The sequence below is a fragment of the Rhodococcus sp. ARC_M6 genome (genome assembly GCF_022810305.1).
In the GTDB taxonomy this organism is placed as follows: Bacteria; Actinomycetota; Actinomycetes; order Mycobacteriales; family Mycobacteriaceae; genus Rhodococcus_F.
This window is the reverse complement of sequence record NZ_JALGQH010000004.1, coordinates 162,839-186,268: the sequence shown is the minus strand read 5'-3', so window position 1 is coordinate 186,268 and position 23,430 is coordinate 162,839. Positions and strand designations below refer to the sequence as shown.

Genomic DNA, 23,430 nt, shown 5'->3' with positions numbered 1-23,430 from the left:
TCTCTTACTTCTAGTTTTCCTCGAACCTCACGAAGAGGAGTGCCGACTGGTGTCGACGCCCCGTCATCGCTCGGAGAGAACTTCGCCGATGTATCTGGCAACGGCGGCAACCGATGCAATTGTTCCCGGATAGTCCATCCGAGTGGGGCCGAGCACACCGACACCACCGAAAACGGTACCGGCTGCGCCGTAGCCCGTCGAAATCACGGAGGTCCCGCGCATTTGTTCGACCTGGGTTTCTTCGCCGATCCGGACGGTGACCATGCCGGCATTCTGCGTCGACGCCAGCAGTTTGAGCACTACAACCTGCTCTTCGAGCGCTTCGAGAACTGCCCGCAGTGAACCCGGGAATCCTGCCAGCCCCGAGAAGTCGGATGCGTTGCGCGTCAGGTTGGACGTGCCGCCGAGCACCAGACGCTCTTCCGGGTGCTCGACCAGTGTCTCGACCAGGATCGTCGCGGACCGGATGACGGCGTCGCGCAGATCGTCGGGAGACTCTTCGGCCAATTCGGACACTGCGATGGACGCGGCAGCCAGACGCTTACCTTCGAGTGCGTCACCGAGGAGCGTTCGCAGACGGACGAGGTCCTCGTCGTCGAGCACGTCACCCAACTCGACGATGCGCTGGTCGACTCGTCCGGAGTCGGTGATCAGCACGAGGAGCAGGCGGGCCGGTGTCAACGCCACAACTTCGAGGTGGCGGACCGACGACGCCGACAGCGTCGGGTACTGAACCACGGCAACCTGGCGGGTCAGTTGAGCAAGCAGACGCACACCGCGTCGGAGCACGTCGTCGAGGTCGACGCCGGATTCCAGAAATTCGAGAATGGCACGACGCTCGGGTCCGGACAGCGGCTTGACGTCGGCAATGCGATCGACGAACTCGCGATAACCCTTGTCCGTCGGAACACGTCCGGAACTGGTGTGAGGTTGTGCGATGTATCCCTCAGCTTCGAGAAATGCCATGTCATTGCGCACCGTGGCACTCGACACACCGAGGTTGTGACGCTCGACCAAAGCTTTCGATCCGACCGGATCTTGCGTGGAGACGTAATCAGCGACGATAGCCCGCAGGACCTCGAATCGCCTGTCGTCGGTACTCGACATCGTTGCGACCTCCGTTCCCTACGTTCTGTGTGCACTGTCCCAACTGGCAGTCTAATCGCCCGAGCGCCAGTCTCGGGTGTTGCCCTTACTCTGGAGTCATGATCTTCAAGGGCGTCATGGACGGCAAGCCGTATCCCGACCACGGACTGTCTCTGCGCGACTGGGCCAAGTTTCCGCCGCGCCAGGTCCGACTCGACGAAATCGTGACAACAACCAAAGTCCTCGAATTGGACCGCTTGCTGTCCGAGGACTCAACCTTCTACGGCGATCTTTTTCCGCACGCAGTTCAGTGGAAGGGCACGCTCTATCTCGAGGACGGCCTGCATCGTGCCGTGCGTTCGGCACTGCGAAATCGTGTTGTCCTGCACGCCCGCGTTTTCGACTTCGATGCCATGCCCGGCGTCATCGAGAGTGCCCGCTAAGCGATCCGCATCGACGCCAGCAGCGCCGGATCCGTCTGGTCTGGCCAGGTACCCGTCAAGGTGAAGCCACCCGAAGTCCGCTCGGGATCGACCACTCGCACCACCGTCAACTCCGTCGTACCGGCCGAAATCTTGGTACCCCCAGCGGCGGGCGAACATGTTGCGGCGCCAATTTCCGGCAAAACGGAACCCACTGCACCGCTACCGAATACGTGAGTAGTGACCTCGCGGGCATCATCTGGATTCGCGAACTCCAACGTTGCCTCGGAACCACCGGTGATGATCGTCGTCGCAAGTGCGCGAACATACACCGGGTCGCCGCACGCGTCGTAGACCCACCGCTCCCCCAGAACGGAATGGTCCATCGTCCGGATAAGAAACGCTTCTGCCCCGACGATGGGAGCAGCACGATAGGTGAGCGGAACCTGTAGGACCGTGCCGTCCGCAGCGCGAAGGAGGTGGGTCTCGATACCGACCTCACCGGCCGGATCGTCGAAACGATAGGCACCGATCGGTTCGAGGCTCGAGGCATCAGTAGATCCCAGCCACGACTGCTCGGGAACCCATGCCCTGAGCAACTCGATCTTCGACGGATTCAATTGCGCACTGTAGATGAGGGCCACGGAAGTGACGTTACCCGCCGAAACCGACCGCCGTATGACGATGCGAGGCGGTGCAATGTACGTGTCCAGGACACGACCGGGAGATCGAACAAGCCACCAGCCTCGCGGCCACGCACCTGCACGAATGACGACGCAACTTCTAGGCCGGCACCGCCACGTTTATGCCAGCACCGTACGAATCACAGCATCGGCAAGTAGACGCCCACGATCGGTCAGAACCAGATGATCGTTCTCGATTACAGCCAGACCGTCAACCACAACCTGATCAGCCGAAAGTCGTTCGGACGCATCCAATTCCGACAACGGAAGGCCGGTACGCAGCCTGGCGGTCAGCATCACCCGCTCCATGTGAATATCGTCGGCAGTCAGTTCTTCACTGCCACCGACGGGCAGTTCACCCTGCGCGAGTTGCTCGGCATAGCGCGCGGGATGTTTGACGTTCCACCAGCGGACTCCGCCGACATGGCTGTGCGCGCCGGGGCCGGCGCCCCACCAATCGCCACCGTCCCAGTAGCCGAGGTTGTGACGGCACCGGGTGTCGCCGGATTCGGCGGTTTCGGCCTTCGCCCAGTTGGACACCTCGTACCAAGACAGGCCGGCCTCGGACAGCCGTGAGTCGATCCGTTCGTAACGCGTCGCCAACACGTCGTCGTCGGGGGCCGGCAACTCACCGCGGCGGACCTTGCGCGCCATGGCAGTTCCGTCCTCGACGATGAGCGCGTAGGCAGACACATGGTCGACGTCGGCGGAGAGAACTGCATCCAGGGACGCGTCGAGATCAATGTCCCGCTCCCCCGGCGTTCCGTAGATCAAGTCGAGGTTCACATGCGAAAAGCCCGCTGCGCGAGCCTCTTTCGCGGCCGCCACCGCGCGGCCCGGAGTATGGGTGCGGTCGAGGATCTTGAGTACATGCTGCGCGGCAGACTGCATACCGAGCGAGATGCGGGTAAATCCGCCGGCACGGAGAGCATCGAAGAACTCCGGCGACGTCGACTCCGGATTCGATTCCGTCGTCACCTCGGCACCGGGAGCAAGTCCGAAACTGCTGCGCACTGCCGCCAACACTTCGGTGAGTCCGTCGCCACCGAGCAACGACGGCGTACCGCCACCGACAAATACCGTCTCCGCTGCCGGAGCCCCCGTCATCTCGGCCGCGAGGTCGAGTTCACGTTTGAGCCCTTCCATCCAGGACTGCGGCGACGCGGAGGTGCCCAACTCACCGGCTGTGTAGGTGTTGAAGTCGCAGTAGCCGCACCGCGTCGCACAGAACGGAACGTGGATGTAGATCCCGAACGGCCGCTTTCCGACGCCCTCCAGCGACTGTGCGGGCAACGCGAACGGAGCCGCAGTCTGTTGAGCAGGAGTTGTACCGGTGACATTCACTCCACCAGTCTCCCAGCATTCGCAGCGTCGTCCTACTCCACTTGCGCCGACAGCCTGAGCAGTGCATTTCCCCCAATTTTGGTGGAAATAGGTACCCGGGTCGGAATTATCGATTTGACGTGGCACAATGGTCGTCATGACCGGACTCGGAGTACGACTTGTGGCGCGTCGCCACGTCGACTTCAAGCGTGTGTGCAGCTCTACGTGTCTGCCCTCCTGTTGCTGTTGATCTTCACCTGATCAATCAGCCTTCCCGCTCATCTTCATCTGCTTCACCAGTCGTCAGCATTGATAGCTGACTTTCTTCGTGAGCACATCTGCCGGCCCAGAGCCTTCCGAGAACGAGGACAGCCCCCTCGCTCGATACGGACCGGTGCACCCCGATCGGACACCAACACGGACTTACCGCCGTGCGTACCGGTCAACACCGCCCAGATCCAGGAGATCATCGATGACGTCGACGACCGACGCCGCTACAGCTGCTGATGACGCAGCTGCCGCACCAGCACGGCCTGCCCGTTCTCCTCGCCCGACGAAGTCTCGCGCCGAAGGTCAGTGGGCCCTCGGATACCGCGAGCCCCTCAACGCCAACGAGCAGGCGAAGAAGGACGACAACCCGCTGAACGTGCGGGCGCGCATCGAGAACATCTACTCCAAGCAGGGGTTCGACAGCATCGACAAGAGCGACCTGCGTGGACGCTTCCGTTGGTGGGGCCTCTACACACAGCGCGAAGAGGGATACGACGCCACCTTCACCGGTGACGAGAACCTCGACCTCCTCGAGGCCAAGTACTTCATGATGCGAGTGCGTTGCGACGCGGGCGCTCTCAACGTCGAGCAGCTGCGCACCATCGCCGGCATCTCACAGGAGTTCGGCCGCAATACCGCCGACCTGTCCGACCGCGAGAACGTCCAGTTCCATTGGATCGAGGTCGAGAACGTCCCGGAGATCTGGAACCGTCTCGAAGCTGTCGGCCTCAAGACCACGGAAGCGTGCGGCGACTGCCCCCGCGTCGTTCTCGGTTCTCCCCTGGCCGGCGAATCCCTCGACGAGGTACTCGATCCCACCCCCGCGATCGACGAGATCGTCCGCCGCTACATCGGCGATCCCCGCTACTCCAACCTGCCCCGCAAGTTCAAGACCGCAATCTCCGGCCAGCAGGACGTAGTCCACGAGATCAACGACGTCGCGTTCATCGGCGTGAACCACCCGGAACACGGTCCCGGACTTGATCTCTGGGTCGGCGGCGGCCTGTCCACCAACCCGATGCTCGCTCAGCGCGTCGGCGCCTGGATTCCGCTCGACGAGGTCCCCGACGTCTGGGAAGGCGTTGTCTCGATCTTCCGCGACTACGGATACCGCCGTCTGCGCGCCAAGGCCAGGCTCAAGTTCCTCATCAAGGACTGGGGCATCGAGAAGTTCCGCGAAGTCCTCGAGACCGAGTACCTGAAGCGTCCCCTCATCGACGGCCCGGCACCCGAGAAGCCGACGCGTCCCATCGACCACGTCGGTATCCAGAAGACCCAGAACGGTCTCAACGCAGTCGGTTTCGCGCCGATCGCCGGCCGCGTCTCGGGAACCATCCTGGCTCAGGTTGCCGACGCAGCCGAGAAGGCCGGAAGTGACCGGATCCGCTTCACGCCCTTCCAGAAGCTGATCATTCTCGACGTGGCCGAAGAAACTCTCGAACCCCTGATCGCCGACCTCGACGCCCTGGGCCTGCCGGCTCGGCCGTCGCACTGGCGCAAGAACCTGATGGCCTGCTCCGGCATCGAGTTCTGCAAGCTGTCGTTTGCCGAAACACGCAAGCGTTCACAGGTTCTCGTACCCGAACTCGAAGAGCGTTTGGCGGACATCAACGCCCAGCTCGACGTGCCTATCACGATCAACATCAACGGTTGCCCCAACTCCTGTGCCCGCTCGCAGGTCGCGGACATCGGCTTCAAGGGCCAGTTGGTCGACGACGGTGAAGGCAACCAGGTCGAAGGCTTCCAGGTTCACCTGGGCGGCAGCCTCGGCTTCGACACCGCCTTCGGGCGAAAGCTACGCCAGCACAAGGTCACGAGCGTCGAAATGGGTGACTACATCGATCGAGTCGTCCGGCAGTTCGTGAAGAACCGCAACGAGGGCGAACGTTTCGCCGAATGGGCAGTGCGAGCAGACGAAGGAGATTTGCGATGACTGTAGACATCACGAGGGCCACCGCCGACGAACTGCGCGCGATCGCCGAGAAGGGTGCCGCAGAACTCGAAGGCGCCACCGCGCAAGAACTGTTGCAGTGGACCGAAGATACGTTCGGCAGCAACTACATTGTTGCGTCGAACATGCAGGACGGGGTGCTCGTTCACCTTGCCGCACAGGTGCATCCGGGCGTCGACGTCTTGTTCCTCGACACCGGCTACCACTTCCCCGAGACCATCGGAACGCGTGACGCGGTCGAGCAGGTGTACGGCGTCAACGTCATCAATGCCCGCGCACTGGCCAGTGTTGCCGAGCAGGACGTCGCAGAAGGCAAGGATCTGTTTGCCCGAGATCCCAACCGCTGCTGCGCACTTCGCAAGGTCGCACCGCTCAAGCAGACTCTGTCCGGTTACGGGGCCTGGGTGACCGGCATCCGCCGCGTCGAAGCCCCCACCCGCGCCAACGCACCTCTGATCTCCTTCGACGAGGGCTTCGGACTCGTGAAGATCAATCCGATCGCTCCCTGGTCAGACGAAGAAATGCAGAGCTACATCGATACCCATTCCATCCTCGTCAATCCTCTTGTCGACGAGGGCTATCCGTCCATCGGCTGCGCACCTTGCACCAATAAGCCAGCCCCCGGCAGCGATCCGCGTAGCGGTCGTTGGGCCGGCGCCTCCAAGACAGAATGCGGGTTGCACGCATCATGACCATTGAATTGACACCTACTGCATTGACACCTTCACGGCCTCAGCTCGACGGGACACAGTTCGACACCCTTGACGCCCTCGAGTCCGAAGCCATCCACATCTTCCGTGAGGTGGCAGGCGAGTTCGAACGCCCGGTCATTCTGTTCTCTGGCGGCAAGGACTCCACGGTGCTGCTGCACCTGGCGATCAAGGCATTCTGGCCGGCACCGGTGCCGTTCACGCTGCTTCACGTCGATACCGGCCACAACCTGCAGGAAGTTCTCGACTTCCGCGATCACGTCGTGGCCAAGTACAACCTGCGTCTGCAGGTTGCCAGCGTCGAGGAGTACCTCGCGGACGGTCGTCTCACCGAGCGTCCCGACGGTATCCGCAACCCGCTGCAGACCGTGCCGTTGCTGGATTCCATCGCCGAGAACCGCTTCGATGCGATCTTCGGTGGCGCCCGGCGCGACGAGGAGCGTGCTCGCGCGAAGGAGCGGATCTTCTCCTTGCGCAACTCCTTCGGCCAGTGGGATCCGAAGAAGCAGCGCCCGGAACTGTGGAACCTGTACAACGGTCGCCACTCCCCCGGCGAGCAGGTTCGCGTGTTCCCACTCAGCAACTTCACCGAGTTGGACATCTGGCGTTACATTGCCCGCGACAACATCGAACTGGCCAGCATCTACTACGCCCACCAGCGTCCGGTGTACCAGCGCGACGGCATGTGGATGACCCCCGGCGTGTGGGGCGGCCCAGCTGAAGGCGAAGAGCTGCAGACCCTTTCGGTGCGTTACCGCACTGTCGGTGACGGCTCGACCACCGGTGCAGTCCTTTCGGAAGCATCTGACAACGAGGCGATTCTCGCCGAGGTTGCCGCATCACGTTTGACCGAGCGCGGCGCGACCCGTGGCGACGACCGAGTTTCCGAAGCGGCCATGGAAGACCGCAAGCGAGAGGGCTACTTCTGATGAGCGACCTACAAGCGCGGAGCAACCATTCTGCTCAGCTTCTGCGACTAGCCACGGCCGGCAGCGTCGACGACGGAAAGTCCACTCTCGTGGGCCGTCTGTTGTACGACACAAAATCCGTTCTCGCCGACCAGATCGACGCCGTCACACGCGCCTCGGTTGACCGCGGCCTGGACACGCCGGACCTCTCGTTGCTGGTAGACGGTCTGCGCGCCGAGCGTGAGCAGGGCATCACCATCGACGTGGCGTACCGCTACTTCGCGACCCCGAATCGCACGTTCGTGCTGGCCGATACACCGGGACACGTGCAGTACACCCGCAACACCGTTTCGGGTGCGTCCACGGCACAGTTGGTAATTCTGCTGGTCGATGCCCGCAAGGGTGTCATCTCCCAGACTCGCAGGCATGCAGCGGTTCTCGCGTTGCTCGGCGTACCGAAGCTGGTTCTCGCCGTCAACAAGATCGACCTCGTCGAGAACCCGGAAGAGGTCTTCACGTCGATCTCCGCCGAGTTCAACGAGCTCACCAGCTCCTTGGGCTGGGCGAGCGAAGACGTCGTCGAGATCCCGGTGTCGGCTCTGCACGGCGACAACGTTGCCATCCGCTCGGACAAGACCCCGTACTACACCGGTCCCACGCTGATCGAGCACCTCGAGTCGATTCCTGTCGACGCCGAGCCGCATCGCGTCGGCCTGCGTTTCCCGGTGCAGTACGTGATCCGCCCCCGAACCGCAGAGTTCTTGGACTACCGCGGCTATGCCGGTCAGATTGCTGCCGGCAGCGTCGTACCCGGCGACGAAGTGGTGATCCTGCCCTCAGGCACCCGCACCACAGTTGTCCGGATCGACACCGCCGACGGTGAACTGGATATCGCTCACGCCGGACGCAGTGTCACGCTGATTCTGGCCGACGACGTCGACGTCTCGCGCGGCGACACCATCGCTTCGCCCTCCGATGCACCGGAACCGATCGGCGAGTTCGACGCCACCGTCTGCTGGCTGGCCGAGAAGCCGCTGCGTCCCGGCGCACGCTTGCTGCTCAAGCACGGCACGCGTACGACGCAGGCAATCGTGGGTAGCTTGGTGGAGCGTTTCAACGAGCAGGATCTCACCACCGATCCCAGCCCGGAAACCCTCGAGCTCAACGAGATCGGCAAGATCTCGGTGCGCGTCGCCGAGCCGATCGTGGCCGACGATTACACCGTGAACCGCCACACCGGCAGCTTTCTGCTCATCGATCCGGCCGGCGGAAATACGCTCGCCGCCGGACTCGTGGGCGATGTCATCGCTGCAGTCGAACTGGGCGAGCGCGTCTAACTCGATGATGCCGTTGATCGCTGTCGCACACGGCAGCCGTGATCCCCGATCCGCTCGGGTGATCGCGGCTGCCGTCGCGGCGCTTCGCGAGCGCCGACCCGATCTCGATATCAGGCTGGCGTTTCTCGACCTCAATGCTCCGTCACTCGACCAGGTGCTGGACGGGGTTGCTTCCGACGGGTACACCCAGGCCGTCGTAGTTCCGATGTTGCTGGGCAACGCTTTCCATGCGCGAGTCGATCTACCCGGCCTCCTCGCCGCCGCTCGGCAGCGTCACCCGCAGTTGGCCGTATTCCAGGCCGATGTTCTCGGCCGTGACAAACGCCTCGTATCTGCGGTGCGTCATCGCATCCTCGATGCCGGCGCACACCCCGACGATCCGTCCGTCGGGGTTGCCCTCGCTGCCGTCGGTTCATCCGGAGCACTCGCCAACGCAGCCACCACAAAACTTGCCGATCTTCTGGCGTCGGGAACCACATGGTCCGGCGTTCAGATCTGTTTTGCGACGTCCACCCAACCCACCGTTGCGCAGGCAATGTCCGCGCTGCGAGAGAGTGGTGCCCACCGCATCGTCGTCGCCCCCTGGTTCCTCGCGCCCGGTCTTTTGACCGATCGACTCGGCGCGGCCGCCACAGCGGCCGACGATCGAGCCGTGTTCGCTGACACCATCGGTGCGCATCCACTCTTGATCGAGACGATGATCGACCGGTACCAGCAGGCTGTAGAACGCCTGACCGATCGCCTGGTTCGCTCCGCCTGAGCACTTTCCACAGGCCGTTATCAGATTGTTACCGTACTGTTGGATATGTCCAGCAGACGAGAGCTCGTGCGTCGCCTGCGACAGTATCGCGACAGGGAGCCTCACGATCACTCACAATTTTCGCCTCGGCGCAGCGGGCATCGCCTGGGTCCTCTCCATTCTCTACCTACTGGTCGAGATCTTCACCGCTGGTGCTTGGAAAACCCCGTACAGCTTCGCTCGCGACTCCATCAGTTCGCTCGGCGTCACAACCTGTAGTGCAGATTCCTGTTCACCACTCCACGACGTGATGAACGCTGCGTTCATGATCCTGGGCGCACTCACCATCCTCGGAGCAGCGTTGCTGCACAAGTACATTCCGGACGGTCGCGCCAAAAAATGGATCATGGGACTCGCCGTTGTTGTTGCCCTGAGTACCGCGGCAACCGGTCTTTTCCCCGCGAACGACGGAACCTTTGTCCACTGGACAGCAGTACTTCCCGGCTTCGTCGCCCGTCACGCCGTTCTAGTCCTCCTGGCTGTTTCGTTCTGGAATCACAAGCGATGGATCGCAGTGTGGTCCGGACTGTGCGCAGCCACCGGAATCGTCGGCGCCGTACTTCTACTCGCCCGAACCCTCACCTTCGGATTGGGAGAGCGCCTGACGCTGTATCCCCTGCCCATGTGGATGGCAGTTACCGGCGTCGCCGCACTGCTCGCCCTGATGCGTCGCACCGTCTTGAAGGACGTCGAATTCAGGCTTCCCGGTAACGAATTGATCTCTGCAGCACGCTCATTGCTCCCACATCGATCGCTGCCCACGGTCTCTACCGATGTTCTGGCCACACGAGTAAAGACTTCCGTGTAGCGAACCTGAGGTAAGCAGGGACACACTGGTAGGAGGCAACGTGAGGAGACTCCCATGACCAGTGCATCTGTTCGCCACGGAATCGTGGCCGGCATCGACGGCTCTGCCAGCGCGGTGAATGCCGCACGGTGGGCTGCGTCGGCGGCCCGACAATTCGACGAGCCGCTGCGTCTCACCCACATACTGCCCGGGCGCCCGAAGTCGACGTCGGTAACCGTCACCGATGAAGAGATGTTCAATCATCACACCCGCGCAGACGGTGCCAAGCTACTCGACGAGGCCGAAAACGCCATTCGTGACGACCATACCGATGTCACGATCGAACGCAGCCTCGTAGCCGGTACACCGGCAACCAGCCTCGTCGAACTCTCGAAATCTGCCCGCATCCTCGCGCTGGGTCAGGCCGCTACTACCGAGATGCAATCAGTTTTCCTGGGTTCCCACGCCATCCGAATAGTGAACCGCGCGCACTGCCCGGTAGCCGTCTTCCGTGGGTCCAGCGACCACGCCGTAGCCGACAAGCGGCCCATCGTCGTCGGCGTCGACGGCAGCAAACTCAGCGAATTGGCCATCGCCCACGCCTTCGAGTTTGCCGCGTTTCTCGAGGCGCCCCTCGTCGCCGTTCACACCTGGGACGACAGTGCCTCGCTCGGCGGTTACTCGGAAGCGAGGCGTTTCACGGATTGGGGACCGTACGAGGAGCATGAGAACGCACTGCTCGCCGAAAGCCTGGCGGGGATGTGTGACAAGTACCCGGAGGTCGAGGTCACCCGCAGCGTTCAACGAAGTGGTCCGATGAAGGCACTTCTCGAGCATTCCGCCGAAGCCCAGTTGGTGGTGGTCGGCAGCCACGGGCGCAGCCCGTTCATGGCCTCGATCGTGGGCTCCACCAGCCAGAGTCTGATTCACCACGCCCAGTGCCCGGTATTGGTCTGCCGGGAGGGCTGACCTGCCTGCCCTTTCCCACCTCACCCCACCCCCTTCCCACCCGTGCCCCCGCCCCGCCCTCCTGAGGTGAACGTATCGCTCCCCTTGTCAGACAAGGGGAGCGATACGTTCACTCGAAAGCGAAGGTGCGCAAAGCCGTCAAACCGCCCCGACGATGCTGACTGTCAGTGGAGCTTCCAGCGGCGCTTCGGGCAGATTCGGCACCCTCGTCGCGCGGGCGTAGACCGTCTCCCCCGCTTCGAGATGTAGGGCTGCACTGTCGCCACGGGTGACCTGGGCTGAGAACAACTCCCCCGTCGCCTCGTTGCGCAGATCGACGCGAACCTCGAAGCCCAGGTATACGACGCGTTCGACCGTTGCCCGGGTGACACCGAGTGATTCGGCAGTTCCCGCTTCCTGCGCCAGTGCCATGCTGGGATCGCGGCCGAGACGGATGTCGTGCGGTCGCACCAATTGCCCGTTGAGTTTCGCGACAGATCCGAGGAATGACATCACGAAATCGTTGGCCGGACGGTCGTAGAGGTCGGCAGGTTCGCCGATCTGCTCGATCCGACCCTTGTTGAGTACCGCGATGCGGTCCGCGACGTCGAGTGCTTCTTCCTGATCATGGGTGACCAGCACAGTCGTGACGTGCACTTCATCGTGCAAACGACGCAGCCAAGTACGAAGGTCTGCACGAACTTTCGCGTCGAGAGCACCGAAGGGCTCGTCCAGCAAGAGCACCTGCGGATCGACGGCCAATGCCCGGGCCAATGCCATGCGTTGACGCTGACCGCCGGAAAGCTGTGCGGGATAACGATGCTGAAATCCGTCGAGGCCGACGATCTCGAGAAGTTCGTTGACCTTCTTCTCGATCTCAGGCTTGGGACGCTTACGGATCTTGAGACCGAAGGCCACGTTGTCGCGGACGGTCATGTGTTTGAACGCTGCGTAGTGCTGGAAGACGAAGCCGATGTCGCGCTTCTGCGGCGAGACGCCGGTGACGTCCTTGCCGGCAATGGTGATGGTTCCGGAATCGAGTTCTTCGAGCCCGGCGATCGACCGCAGGAGCGTCGACTTTCCCGAGCCACTGGGCCCGAGCAGAGCCGTCAGCGAACCTGACGGAATGTTGATGGAGACGTCGTTGAGAGCCGCAAAATCACCGTAGTTCTTGCGGGCGCCGGTCACAGTGATCATGTGGTGCTCCTCTTGCGGTCCAGAAGCGTCATCAGCAAAAGGACGATGATGGCGATGCCCATCAGCAATGTGGCTGCCGAGTACGCACCAAAGGTGTTGTGGTCGTCGATGTATCGTGAATGCACGAGCAACGTCAATGTCTGGGATACCCCGGGGAAACCTGAGGACACCATGATGACGGCACCGAATTCGCCGAGGGAACGTGCGACTGTCAGCACGATTCCGTAGGTCAAGCCCCAACGGATGGCGGGCAACGTGATTCGCCAGAAGGTCTGCCAGCCCGACGCACCGAGCGTCGCGGCAGCTTGTTCCTGTTCGTCGCCGATCTCGTGAAGGACGGGTTCGACCTCACGAACCACGAACGGCAGCGTCACGAAGATCGTGGCGATCACCATGCCTGGTAACCCGAAAATGATCTTGAAGCCCAGCGATTCGATACCTCCGAACCAGCCGTTGGCGCCCCACAGCAGGATCAGCGAAACACCAACCACCACTGGGGATACTGCGAACGGCAGGTCCACTACCGACTGCAACACACCGCGCCCGGGAAAACGCCCACGCACCAAGGCAAGTGCGGTGACGATGCCGAATACGACGTTGATCGGTACGACGATCGCGACGATGATCAGCGACAAGTTCAGAGCCGAAATGGCCGCCGGCGTCGTGATCGAATCGATGAATGCACCGATCCCATGCTCGAATGTGCGCGTCAAGATCACGCCGATCGGAACGACCACCAGCACAAAGAGATAGACGAGAGCGACGGTACGCAGACCGAGTTTGGAACTCCGGGAAATATTCATCAGGACTTCTCCTCCCGGCGCTGGCCCCGGCTGGCATAGATCCGTAGGACGAACAGAACAAAGAACGCGATCGCGAGCAGCGCCACCGACACCGCTGCGGCGTCGGTGGGCCGGTCGATTTCGATGTCCTGCTGGATGAGCTGCGACGCCATCTGCGTGACGCGCGGGATGTTACCGCCGATCAGCACAACCGAACCGTATTCACCAATGGCACGGGCAAATGCGAGACCGGCTCCGCCGATGACCGCGGGAGCCAGAGTCGGCAGGACTACTGAACGGAAGATCGTCCAATTGGACGCGCCCAGAGAAGCTGCTGCCTCTTCGACTTCACGGTCGACTTCGATCAGCACCGGCTGTACCGACCTCACGACAAAAGGCAAAGTCACGAAGGCGAGCGCGACGACCAGTCCGGGCTGGGTCGCGTTGAGATGGACGTCGATCGGTGACTGCGGTCCGTACAGGGACAGCAACACGATCGACGCGACGATGGTCGGCAACGCAAACGGCAAGTCGATCAGCGCGTTCACGATTCGCTTGCCCGGAAACTCGTCTCGCACCAGAACCCACGCGATGATCGTTCCCATCACGACGTTGATCAACGCCACGATGATCGAGACGAACAGCGTCACGCGCAACGACGCCAGCGCGACAGGCGCGGTGACGGCGTTCCAGAATCCGGCGATACCGTCGTCGAAAGCGGTGGCTGTCAACGCAGCCAACGGAAGTAGAACGATCACGGAAAGCCACAGCGTGGCCACACCGATTCCGAGGGGTCCCACACTCCCCGTGACCCGCGCGAGTTTGCGTCGGCTAATCACGGGGGCGTGTTCGATAGTGTCAGTCACAGCAGCCTTACTTGGTTGCGTTGTCGTAGATCACGGCGATGGAACCGGTGTCCTTGGTGAACAAGGAACTATCGACGGCTTTCCATCCACCGAGGTCTGCGATCGTCCACAGCTTCGCGGGCTGCGGGAACTTGTCGGCGAATTCTGCGGCCACTCCGGGATCGACGGGACGGAAACCTGCTTCGGCCCAAAGCTTTTGACCTTCAGTGGTGTACAGGTAGTCCTTGAAGGCGGTTGCCTTGTCCAGAACCTTGCTGTTCGAGATCACGGCAACCGGATTCTCGATCTTGAACGTGGTCGGTGGCGTGACATGCTCGACGGGGTCACCGTTTCCTTCGAGGAAGAGTGCCTCGTTCTCATAGCTGAGCAGGACGTCGCCGCTGCCTTGAAGGAAAGCCTCCGATGCTTCCCGTCCGGACTTCGGCTGAATCTTGATGTGGTCGTTGACAAGCGCGGTGACGTAGTCGAGTCCGGCTTGCGCATTCTTTCCACCGTCACTCTTTGCGGCGTAGGGCGCCAACAGGTTCCACTTGGCCGAGCCAGAACTGAACGGATTCGGCGTAACAACTTCGAGCCCCGGTTGCAGGAGGTCGTCCCAGTCCTTGATGCCCTTCGGATTTCCGGGACGCGTCACGATGGTCACGACCGATCCGAACGGAATTCCGTTGTAGGCGTCCTGATTCCAGTTCTTGTCCACCAAGCCGGCATCGACGAGGCGGGTGATGTCAGGTTCGACGGAGAAGTTGACGAAGTCTGCTTCGGCGCCGTCTTTGACCTTGCGCGACTGGTCGCCCGAAGCTCCGTACGAGGGGTTGAAATTGACGTTCTTACCCTCCTCCGTCTGCTTGAAGGCTTCGGTGAGCTTGTCGAATCCGGGCTTCGGGACTGCGTAGGCAAACAGGTTGATGGTGCCGCCGCTACCGTCACCGGCAGCGCTGTCACCGCCAACGACGTCACTCGAGCCACCACTGCACGCTGTGAGTACCACGGCCCCCAGGGTCGCGATAGCTGTGGCAAGGATGCGGGAACGGCGTTTCATTGCAAAAACCTTCCTGAAAGGGATTATCGCAGCGATAAACGTCCACGGGATCGAACCCAAGTGGACGGAAAGAGAATCCGACAGAGAGAACTCTTATCGGCAGTGCACGACTACGTGCAGAAAAGTTCGAGCGGGGTGCAAGGCACCGCCGACGGAGTCGAACCGGAGGAAATCAACAACAGGCGACGTCAGCGACGTCGAGCATGCCGACAGCGATCAACGCCAACTCATGGCGGATCTGAGGTGCTGCTGCTTCGGACACGTCGTGGACTCTAGCAGAGCGCGCGCGGGGTCTCTACTCGTCTTGTATCGACAAAACTATCGGGTGAAAAGCCACGCCACGATGCAGAGAAGGACCAGGGCGATCAGGGCAAGAGTGACCCGTGAGCGGGGCATCAGTTTTCCTCAACTTCTCTAAGAGTTTCTCGGGGGGTTCGTCGCAACCATCCGAAGACCGGCCAGGACAACACCGCTGACAATCCACGATCGAGACCGACCGCAATCAACCAACACAGTGGAACAACGACGGCAAGGACCAACACGACCTGTGGGATGAAGGGAAGACCCGCAATCCACAGCTCGAAGCCGTCCCACCAACCCGCAATCCGATCCACGCCATCACCCTATCCTCCGGTTGCGCCCACACCGAATACGCCAAGAGTGGACGCGTCCGCGATATGGCCGGATGATGTGAAAATGAGTGTTGACGACGAAGTTCTGGAGACCGTGCCTTCCGTCACGTCCGGCCATCACCGAAGTACCTTCCCCCCGATCGACGACTACGCGTTTCTTTCCGACTGCGAGACGTCGTGCCTGATCGCGCGGAACGGTTCGGTGGAGTGGATGTGCATTCCACGCCCCGACGCCCCCAGCGTCTTCGGAGCCATTCTCGACCGCAGTGCAGGACATTTCCGAATCGGCCCCTACGGCCAGAACGTTCCGGCTGCGCGACGTTATCTCCCCGGCGGCCTCATCCTCGAAACCACCTGGCAAACGGAAACCGGTTGGCTCATCGTGCGTGACGCGCTGGTTCTCGGTCCGTGGCACAACGTCACCGAGCGTTCCAGCACACGTCGCCGCACCCCTACCGACTGGGATGCGGAGCACATCCTGCTGCGCACTGTGAAGTGCGTCAGCGGCACGGTGGAGTTGGAGATGAGCTGCGAGCCTGCGTTCGACTATCACCGCTCCCCGGCGCAGTGGGAGTACACCGGCAAGGTCTACGAGGAAGCCACCGCGACGTGTAGATCGACCAAGCCCGGCGATCACCCGACGCTGAAGATCACCACCGACTTGAGGCTGGGCATCGAGGGCCGCGAAGCGCGTGCGCGTACCCGTCTCGTCGAAGGCGACAACCGCTACGTGGCACTCACCTGGTCCGAGCTATCTGCGCCCCAGACTTTCGACGAGGCCACCGACAAGATGTGGCAGACCGCGAAGTCCTGGCGCGAATGGGTCACCATCGGCAAGTTCCCCGACCATCCGTGGCGAGCCTATCTTCAACGCAGCGCACTCACCCTCAAGGGCCTCACCTACGCGCCCACCGGCGCACTGCTTGCTGCAGCCACAACGTCACTCCCGGAAACACCAGGCGGAGAACGTAACTGGGATTACCGCTACGCCTGGGTACGCGATTCCACATTCGCACTCTGGGGGCTTTACACCCTCGGACTGGATCGCGAAGCCAACGACTTCTTCAACTTCATCTACGACGTGTCCAGTTCCGACAACGGCCAACCGCATCCACTCCAGGTGATGTACGGCATCGGCGGCGAACGAACCCTCGAGGAATCCGAACTCAGCCACCTTTCCGGCTACGACGGCGCCCGTCCCGTCCGAATCGGCAACGGCGCCTTCAATCAACAACAGCACGATATTTGGGGCACCATGCTCGACTCGGTGTACCTGCACATCCGTACTCGCGAGCGCGTTCCCGAAGCCCTGTGGCCACTCCTCAAGAAGCAGGTCGAAGAGGCCATCAAACATTGGCGTCAGCCCGATCGGGGCATTTGGGAAGTGCGCGGTGAACCACAACACTTCACCTCGTCCAAGATCATGTGCTGGGTCGCTCTCGACCGCGGCGCCAAGCTCGCAGAAATGCAGGGCGAGAAGAGCTTTGCGCAACAGTGGACAAAAATTGCCGACGAGATCAAGGCCGACATTCTCGCGCACGGCGTCGACTCCCGCGGCGTGCTCACCCAGCGGTACGGCCACGATTCACTCGACGCATCATTACTCTTGGCACCGCTCCTGCGGTTCCTTCCGGCCGACGACCCACGCATTCGTGCGACGGTCCTGGCCATCGCCGACGAACTCACCGAAGGCGGCTTGGTGCTTCGCTATCGCGTCGAGACCACCGACGACGGATTGAGCGGGGAAGAAGGAACATTCACGATCTGTTCGTTCTGGTTGGTGTCCGCCCTGGTCGAGATCGGCGAACTGGCTCGCGCAAAACACTTGTGCGAGCGGCTACTCGGATGCGCCAGCCCGCTCAAGCTCTACGCCGAGGAAATCGACGCACACACTGGTCGGCACCTCGGAAATTTCCCGCAAGCGTTCACACACCTGGCATTGATCAACGCGGTCGTGCACGTGATCCGAGCGGAGGAAGCCGCGGAGGCCGGCGCATTCCAGCCGGCGCACAGCGCGACCTAACCTGCTGTGCGCCTTTATTACCCGCGGGCGGTTAATAAAGGCGCACAGCAGCTAGGCGAAACGAGAGAGCAAGCGGTCCGCATCCGCGCCGATACGTCTGACGACGTCACCGGCCGGATGGGTACCGTGCACGAGACCTACGGCTTCACCGGCATAGACGACGCCGTTGTTGGGGTCCGACGGGTCATATGCCTTCGCGAGAGTTTCCTCGTCGGCCGAGACGCCCTCCCACGTGGAAGTGAATTCGTTGGCAATGGCCCGACCACCCCACCGTTGCGGCCACGGCTGGCTACGCGCCCGGTCGAACACGGAGGTGTAGACGGTATCCGCACTTCCGGCCTCGACGACTCGGGTGCGTGCGTAATCGGGTCCCGTGGTTTCGGGACTCGCAAGAAGAGCGGTGCCGATCATGGCGCCTTCGGCACCGGCAGCGATGACCGCTGCCAGCCCGCGGCCGGTGCCGATTCCACCGGCGGCAAGAACGGGAAGCGTTGTCGATTCCAGGATTTCCTGCAGCAACGGCAGCGTGCCGATGCGCCCGGTATGGCCTCCGGCCTCTGCGCCCTGCGCGATGACGGCGTCGACTCCGGCGGCCTCGACAACCCGTAAGTCTTCGAGCGTATTGATCTGCGACACAACAGGAATGCCTGCCGCGTGAACCCGCTCGACGTACGCGGCAGGGTCACCGAAGGACAAAGTGATCAGTGCGGGCTTCTCCGCGATAGCGGCGTCGAGCAAGCTGGTGTCACCGTCGAGTGACCACGTCATGAGGCCGATACCGAAGCGGCCGCCGACGCGAGCTTTCGCGGCCTCGTCAGCTACCCATTGCGCACTGTTGTAGCGGGCTGCACCGAGCAGGCCCAGCCCGCCGGCGGCCGACACAGCGCCGACCAATTCGCCGCCGGCGCGACCGCCCATGGGTGCCCCGAGAACGGGGATCTCGATTCCGAACTCTCGGGTCAACCACGTGGCGATCACAGGCGGTGCTCCTACTTCTTGGGCTTGTCGGTAACCGATTCGGACGACAACGCTGCCACGAAGGCTTCCTGGGGAACTTCCACTCGCCCAATGGTCTTCATGCGCTTCTTGCCTTCCTTCTGCTTCTCGAGCAGCTTGCGCTTACGGCTGATATCGCCGCCGTAGCACTTGGCAAGAACGTCCTTGCGGATAGCGCGGATCGTCTCGCGTGAGATGACCTTGGATCCGATAGCCGCCTGGATCGGGACCTCGAAGTTCTGGCGCGGAATCAGCTCGCGCAGCTTTCCGGTCATTCGGCCACCATAAGCAGCGGCGTTGGTGCGGTGCACGATCGACGAGAATGCGTCGACAGCTTCACCCTGCAGGAGGATATCCACCTTCACCAGGTCCGCTGCCTGCTCGCCGGCCTCCTCGTAGTCAAGGCTGGCGTAGCCCTTGGTGCGCGACTTCAATGCGTCGAAGAAGTCGAACATGATCTCGCCCATCGGCAATTCGTATCGAAGCTCGACACGCGTCTCCGACAGGTAGTCCATGCCGCCGAGTTCGCCGCGTCGGGACTGGCACAGCTCCATGATGGCACCGATGTACTCACTCGGCGCGATGACGGTGCACTTGGCGACAGGCTCGTAGACCTCACGAACCTTGCCTTCAGGCCAGTACGACGGGTTGGTGACAACCTGCATCGTTCCGTCTTCGAGCTGAACGCGGTAGACCACGTTGGGTGCGGTGGAAATCAGTTCGAGGCCGAACTCGCGCTCGAGCCGGTCGCGGGTGATTTCCATGTGCAGCAGTCCGAGGAAGCCGCAACGGAAACCGAAGCCCAGGGCGACGGACGTCTCGGGTTCGTAGGCCAGTGCAGCGTCATTGAGTCGCAGCTTGTCCAGAGCGTCGCGCAGGACGGGGTAATCCGAGCCGTCCATCGGGTACAGACCCGAGTAGACCATCGGCTTGGGGTCGCGGTAACCGACGAGGGGTTCCGTTGCACCGTTGCGAGCTGAGGTGACGGTGTCACCGACTCGGGACTGACGAACGTCCTTCACACCGGTGATGAGGTAGCCCACTTCGCCGACGCCCAGGCCGACGCTGGCCTTGGGTTCGGGCGAAATGATGCCGACCTCGAGAAGTTCGTGGGTGGTGCCGGTCGACATCATCGTGATCTTCTCGCGGGGACGGATCTTGCCGTCAACCACACGCACGTAGGTGACCACGCCGCGGTAGGCGTCGTAGACGGAGTCGAAGATCATCGCGCGAGCGGGACCGTCGGCCTCGCCGACCGGTGCGGGGATCTGAACGATAACTTCGTCGAGCAGTTCCTTGACACCCATGCCGGTCTTGCCCGAGACACGCAGAACGTCGCCAGGCTCGCAGCCCGTGATGTGCGCGATTTCCTCGGCGTAGCGATCCGGATCAGCAGCGGGAAGGTCGATCTTGTTAAGGACGGGAATGATCTTGAGATCCTTCTCCATCGCCAGGTACAGGTTGGCCAGCGTCTGCGCTTCGATGCCCTGAGCAGCGTCGACCAGCAGAATTGCACCTTCACAGGCCTCGAGAGCACGGGAGACCTCGTACGTGAAGTCGACGTGGCCGGGGGTGTCGATGAGGTGAAGAACGAACTCTTCGCCGTTGACAGTCCACGGCAGTCGAACGTTCTGCGCCTTGATGGTGATGCCGCGTTCACGCTCGATGTCCATGCGGTCCAGGTACTGCGCACGCATCGCCCGCTCTTCGACCACACCGGTGAGCTGGAGCATGCGGTCTGCCAGCGTCGACTTGCCGTGGTCGATGTGCGCGATGATGCAGAAGTTCCGGATCTGCGCAGGATCCGTAAACGTCTTGTCGGCGAAGCTGCTGATGGGGGACCCCTTAGTCGGACCGGCACCGGCCCGGATCCGGGCCACTGTCAACCCTTAGGATATCCAACTCTTGCGGCCACCGCGCCACTGGTTCCCGCACCTACCTGATTATGCTCGGACGCTATGGCAAGCATGTGGAAGCAGATCGGTAGAACCCTGGGCAACTTCGCCCGGGACAAGGGGCCTGCGCTCCTCCGTCAACTCCAGTCGTCGAGCGGGCCCCAGGCCTCGTCCGGACGGCCGGTGGCGGCCCGAACTGTCCCCACGGCGCACCGCGCCCGCAAGGTCGAATACTCCCCCGACTTGGACGGCAAGGCCGACCCGGGCGAAATCGTCTGGACCTGGGTTGCCTACGAAGAGGACCCCACGCAAGGCAAGGACCGCCCCGTCCTGGTCGTCGGCCGCGACGGCGACACACTTCTGGGTTTGATGCTGTCCTCACAGAGCAAGCGGGACGGTGAGCGAGATTGGCTTTCAATCGGATCCGGCCCTTGGGACGTCGAAGGCCGCCCCAGCTGGATCAGGCTGGACCGTGTACTCGACGTGCCCGAAGGGGGAATTCGCCGTGAAGGTGCGGTTATGGACCACAAGAAATTCGATGTCGTGGCAGCAAAACTTCGGGCCGACTTCAGCTGGAGCTGAAGCCGACCCGAGAGTTGAGAACAGAAAATGATCAGCTGTTCAGGCGGTTGAAACGGCCGAACAGTGCACGATAGATCAGTGCGCCGAGAGCGCCGCCGATAAGCGGGAACACGATGAAGACCCAGACCTGCGGCAAGGCACCGTTCTGGAAGGCCGCCACACCGAGACTACGAGCGGGGTTGACGGACGTATTGTCGATCGGAATCGAGACCAAGTGGATCACTGCAAGTGTGAAACCGATGGACACGCCGGCCAGCGGCACATCCGAAATCTGATCCGTCGACGCCAGAACGACAAACACCAGAAGTGCGGTCAGCAGGATCTCGATAATCATCACGGCACCGATGCCGTAACCGTCGGAAACTACCTGGCCGAGGAGGTTCTTCTCAGCTGACGGACTGTGCGCGCCCCAACCGTTTGCCCCCAGACCGTCGACTGCTCGGTTATACGCGGGAAGGCTGTTGGCGACTGTGAAGATGACAACACCCGCAATCAGTCCGCCGATTACCTGGGCGACGATGTAGATGCAGGCATTGACGGCGGAGATCCGGCCGATGACAAACTGGCCGACGGTTACCGCAGGATTGACGTGGCAACCGGAAATGGGTCCGATTGCGTACACCAGAAACATCAGGGTCAGACCGAATGCCAGCGCGACTCCGAGATTACCGACCTTGGCACCGGCGAACACTGCAGTTCCAACGGCACAGAACACGAGGACAAATGTCCCTACTGCTTCAGCCGCATACTTCTTCACATCCGAGATCGGTTCAATCTCAGTCAATTCCTGTGCAGTTGGAGACATATTTCCACCTAACTTCTCATGGATCGGTAGTAATGCTCGCTCGACTAGATTTTCCGGACTTTACGCAAGGTGTGTGAACTCCACAACAACTTTGAGATTCTTTTGGCCGGACAGAAGATAAAGGTGCCGACGACTGACGGATCCTATGAATAGTGCTGCTGCGCATACACCGAGAGTTTCTGTTCATTCTCAGCTAACTCTTCTATGTGAGCACAGTTTCTACCAGCACCCGCCCCACCCCCTTTACCGGCATGCGAACCGCGCACCACCAGCCCCCGGTCGGTGCATCTCGCTTCGAATGAACGTACACGCAATCATTCTTGTCGAGAATTCCGCAGGTTCGAAGCCTAATCAATCGTGATGATGTCTGCCCAACGGACAACTTTCAAACATTCCCGAACCATGCCAACGAAGTACATACAACGGTACTTTGCGACACAAGAGACATTCCTCCGAAAACTTGTTACAGCTCAGTTACCAACCGTCAATCCGGGTTCGTCCACTAATCGCAATTCCTTGGCAATTACCGACAACGTCAAATCCGGGGCACATTTCGAATAGTTCCGAGATCCGCGCTGAATCGTTTCGTTATCGTGCTTGACACGCCCCACACCAGACCCGCGCATCCGACGACGGCCTTCGAGCAACATCGGCACGGCTATCCAACTGCTGTCGACAGATCACTCCGACGCATGGATTCGCACCACGTGTGGGTTGTCAGACCTTCCGTCCACTGCCGACCTGGGAGGCCGCGTAGGACTGCGGCAGACACTGCCTACATGTGGGCGTTTGCGACCGTGGGAGGAGTTGAGGCGTACAACGTGTAACCTTCTCGGCAGGCGCATCGTGCGGCGGTTTGGGATATTGGACCCTGGACTGGTAATCTTGCCAGTCGGTGCATCAGTGTGCCCACAGCTTTCTCGACCGTAACCAGCTAAAGACGACAAGGATTTTACGCGTGGCCAACATCAAGTCCCAGGTGAAGCGAATCCGTACCAACGAGGCGGCCCGACTCCGTAACCAGTCGGTGAAGTCCGCGCTCCGTACCGCGATTCGTTCATTCCGCGAGGCTGCGGCAGCCGGTGACAAGGACAAGGCCAACGAGCTCCTCGTCGCCACCAGCCGCAAGCTCGACAAGGCAGCCAGCAAGGGCGTTATTCACGCCAACCAGGCTGCAAACAAGAAGTCTGCACTCTCGCAGGCTGCCAACAAGCTCTGACACACACTTTCTGACGGTTCGCCGTCACCAGTGGTGCAACAATAGCCGCTCAGGTCACTTCGACCGGAGCGGCTATTGTGCGTTCCGCAGACAGACCCGTTTCGACGGCAGAGCACACAAGTACGGGCCACATCAAAAGTGATGTGGCCCGCTCGTGGTGTCAGGTACCT

Annotated in this window: 24 protein-coding genes; 12 read left to right on the top strand and 12 right to left on the bottom strand. The window is 61.6% G+C overall.

From position 1 onward, the window contains the following. Nucleotides 1-63: 63 nt before the first annotated feature. Complete coding sequence (hrcA, locus tag MTX36_RS07545) at nt 64-1,107, bottom strand: heat-inducible transcriptional repressor HrcA (protein WP_243619109.1); 1,044 nt, start codon at nt 1,105-1,107, stop codon at nt 64-66. A gap of 98 nt (nt 1,108-1,205) precedes the next feature. Here hrcA and MTX36_RS07540 point away from each other — a divergent pair, with 98 nt between their 5' ends. Beyond that, the gene (locus MTX36_RS07540; protein ID WP_243619108.1) at nt 1,206-1,529 is read left to right on the top strand and encodes a type II toxin-antitoxin system VapB family antitoxin; all 324 of its coding nucleotides are present in this window, start codon (nt 1,206-1,208) and stop codon (nt 1,527-1,529) included. Here MTX36_RS07540 and MTX36_RS07535 read toward each other — a convergent pair. Both MTX36_RS07535 and hemW read right to left on the bottom strand, forming a co-directional pair. Continuing rightward, entirely contained in the window at nt 1,526-2,152 is a 627-nt protein-coding gene (locus tag MTX36_RS07535; RefSeq protein WP_243619107.1) for a hypothetical protein, read from the bottom strand. The genes MTX36_RS07540 and MTX36_RS07535 overlap by 4 nt on opposite strands. A 159-nt stretch (nt 2,153-2,311) precedes the next feature. Beyond that, complete coding sequence (hemW, locus tag MTX36_RS07530; protein WP_243619106.1) at nt 2,312-3,535, bottom strand: radical SAM family heme chaperone HemW; 1,224 nt, start codon at nt 3,533-3,535, stop codon at nt 2,312-2,314. A gap of 127 nt (nt 3,536-3,662) precedes the next feature. Here hemW and MTX36_RS30525 point away from each other — a divergent pair, with 127 nt between their 5' ends. The 8 genes from MTX36_RS30525 to MTX36_RS07495 all read left to right on the top strand — a co-directional run bounded on the left by MTX36_RS30525 (nt 3,663) and on the right by MTX36_RS07495 (nt 11,245). Continuing rightward, complete coding sequence (locus MTX36_RS30525; protein ID WP_374230445.1) at nt 3,663-3,764, top strand: Ms4527A family Cys-rich leader peptide; 102 nt, start codon at nt 3,663-3,665, stop codon at nt 3,762-3,764. 222 nt (nt 3,765-3,986) lie between these two features. Beyond that, on the top strand, nt 3,987-5,717 hold the full coding sequence (locus MTX36_RS07525; RefSeq protein ID WP_243619105.1) for a nitrite/sulfite reductase: 1,731 nt from the start codon (nt 3,987-3,989) through the stop codon (nt 5,715-5,717). After that, nucleotides 5,714-6,427 (top strand): phosphoadenylyl-sulfate reductase, encoded by a 714-nt coding sequence (locus MTX36_RS07520; protein WP_243619104.1) that lies wholly within the window; start codon nt 5,714-5,716, stop codon nt 6,425-6,427. The genes MTX36_RS07525 and MTX36_RS07520 overlap by 4 nt, the downstream gene beginning before the upstream one ends. After that, a complete protein-coding gene (gene cysD, locus MTX36_RS07515) occupies nt 6,424-7,374 on the top strand; it encodes a sulfate adenylyltransferase subunit CysD (RefSeq protein ID WP_243619103.1) in 951 nt (316 codons plus the stop codon). Before MTX36_RS07520 ends, cysD begins: the two co-directional genes overlap by 4 nt. Continuing rightward, nucleotides 7,374-8,690, top strand: a complete 1,317-nt coding sequence (locus MTX36_RS07510) for a sulfate adenylyltransferase subunit 1 (protein WP_243619102.1) — start codon at nt 7,374-7,376, stop codon at nt 8,688-8,690. Before cysD ends, MTX36_RS07510 begins: the two co-directional genes overlap by 1 nt. Nucleotides 8,691-8,694: 4 nt before the next feature. Further along, entirely contained in the window at nt 8,695-9,450 is a 756-nt protein-coding gene (locus tag MTX36_RS07505; RefSeq protein ID WP_243619101.1) for a sirohydrochlorin chelatase, read from the top strand. Between the two features lie 139 nt (nt 9,451-9,589). Next, nucleotides 9,590-10,297, top strand: a complete 708-nt coding sequence (locus tag MTX36_RS07500) for a DUF998 domain-containing protein (protein WP_243619230.1) — start codon at nt 9,590-9,592, stop codon at nt 10,295-10,297. A 54-nt stretch (nt 10,298-10,351) separates the two neighbouring features. After that, on the top strand, nt 10,352-11,245 hold the full coding sequence (locus tag MTX36_RS07495; protein ID WP_243619100.1) for a universal stress protein: 894 nt from the start codon (nt 10,352-10,354) through the stop codon (nt 11,243-11,245). A gap of 138 nt (nt 11,246-11,383) precedes the next feature. Here the strand turns inward: MTX36_RS07495 and MTX36_RS07490 are convergent, their stop codons facing one another. From MTX36_RS07490 to MTX36_RS07470, 6 genes are all read right to left on the bottom strand, one after another. After that, on the bottom strand, nt 11,384-12,421 hold the full coding sequence (locus MTX36_RS07490) for a sulfate/molybdate ABC transporter ATP-binding protein (RefSeq protein WP_243619099.1): 1,038 nt from the start codon (nt 12,419-12,421) through the stop codon (nt 11,384-11,386). Then, nucleotides 12,418-13,224 carry a sulfate ABC transporter permease subunit CysW gene (gene cysW, locus MTX36_RS07485; protein ID WP_094273916.1) on the bottom strand — a complete coding sequence of 269 codons (807 nt, stop codon included), beginning with the start codon at nt 13,222-13,224 and terminating at the stop codon, nt 12,418-12,420. The genes MTX36_RS07490 and cysW overlap by 4 nt, the downstream gene beginning before the upstream one ends. Next, on the bottom strand, nt 13,224-14,069 hold the full coding sequence (gene cysT / locus MTX36_RS07480) for a sulfate ABC transporter permease subunit CysT (RefSeq protein ID WP_243619098.1): 846 nt from the start codon (nt 14,067-14,069) through the stop codon (nt 13,224-13,226). Before cysT ends, cysW begins: the two co-directional genes overlap by 1 nt. A 7-nt stretch (nt 14,070-14,076) precedes the next feature. Beyond that, nucleotides 14,077-15,108, bottom strand: coding sequence for a sulfate ABC transporter substrate-binding protein (locus MTX36_RS07475; RefSeq protein WP_094273918.1), 1,032 nt, complete (start codon nt 15,106-15,108; stop codon nt 14,077-14,079). A 172-nt stretch (nt 15,109-15,280) separates the two neighbouring features. Further along, complete coding sequence (locus MTX36_RS30520) at nt 15,281-15,370, bottom strand: Ms4533A family Cys-rich leader peptide (protein ID WP_318294108.1); 90 nt, start codon at nt 15,368-15,370, stop codon at nt 15,281-15,283. A 133-nt stretch (nt 15,371-15,503) separates the two neighbouring features. Next, complete coding sequence (locus tag MTX36_RS07470; protein WP_169634564.1) at nt 15,504-15,722, bottom strand: hypothetical protein; 219 nt, start codon at nt 15,720-15,722, stop codon at nt 15,504-15,506. A gap of 82 nt (nt 15,723-15,804) precedes the next feature. On the opposite strand from MTX36_RS07470, the gene MTX36_RS07465 reads away from it, so the two are divergent. Continuing rightward, nucleotides 15,805-17,763, top strand: a complete 1,959-nt coding sequence (locus tag MTX36_RS07465) for a glycoside hydrolase family 15 protein (protein WP_243619097.1) — start codon at nt 15,805-15,807, stop codon at nt 17,761-17,763. Nucleotides 17,764-17,814: 51 nt separating this feature from the next. Here the strand turns inward: MTX36_RS07465 and MTX36_RS07460 are convergent, their stop codons facing one another. Together MTX36_RS07460 and lepA are read right to left on the bottom strand one after the other, a co-directional pair. Then, nucleotides 17,815-18,741, bottom strand: coding sequence for a nitronate monooxygenase family protein (locus MTX36_RS07460; protein ID WP_243619096.1), 927 nt, complete (start codon nt 18,739-18,741; stop codon nt 17,815-17,817). Nucleotides 18,742-18,752: 11 nt separating this feature from the next. Next, nucleotides 18,753-20,645: a translation elongation factor 4 gene (gene lepA / locus MTX36_RS07455; protein ID WP_094273930.1), complete on the bottom strand. Its 1,893-nt coding sequence runs from the start codon at nt 20,643-20,645 to the stop codon at nt 18,753-18,755. A 72-nt stretch (nt 20,646-20,717) separates the two neighbouring features. Here lepA and MTX36_RS07450 point away from each other — a divergent pair, with 72 nt between their 5' ends. Next, on the top strand, nt 20,718-21,236 hold the full coding sequence (locus tag MTX36_RS07450) for a type II toxin-antitoxin system PemK/MazF family toxin (RefSeq protein ID WP_243619095.1): 519 nt from the start codon (nt 20,718-20,720) through the stop codon (nt 21,234-21,236). Nucleotides 21,237-21,267: 31 nt separating this feature from the next. On the opposite strand, the gene MTX36_RS07445 is transcribed toward MTX36_RS07450, so the two are convergent. Then, nucleotides 21,268-22,041, bottom strand: a complete 774-nt coding sequence (locus MTX36_RS07445; protein WP_243619094.1) for an aquaporin — start codon at nt 22,039-22,041, stop codon at nt 21,268-21,270. Nucleotides 22,042-22,999: 958 nt separating this feature from the next. Between MTX36_RS07445 and rpsT the strand changes: the two genes are divergently transcribed. Continuing rightward, entirely contained in the window at nt 23,000-23,260 is a 261-nt protein-coding gene (gene rpsT, locus MTX36_RS07440; protein ID WP_243619093.1) for a 30S ribosomal protein S20, read from the top strand. Nucleotides 23,261-23,430 lie beyond the last annotated feature (170 nt).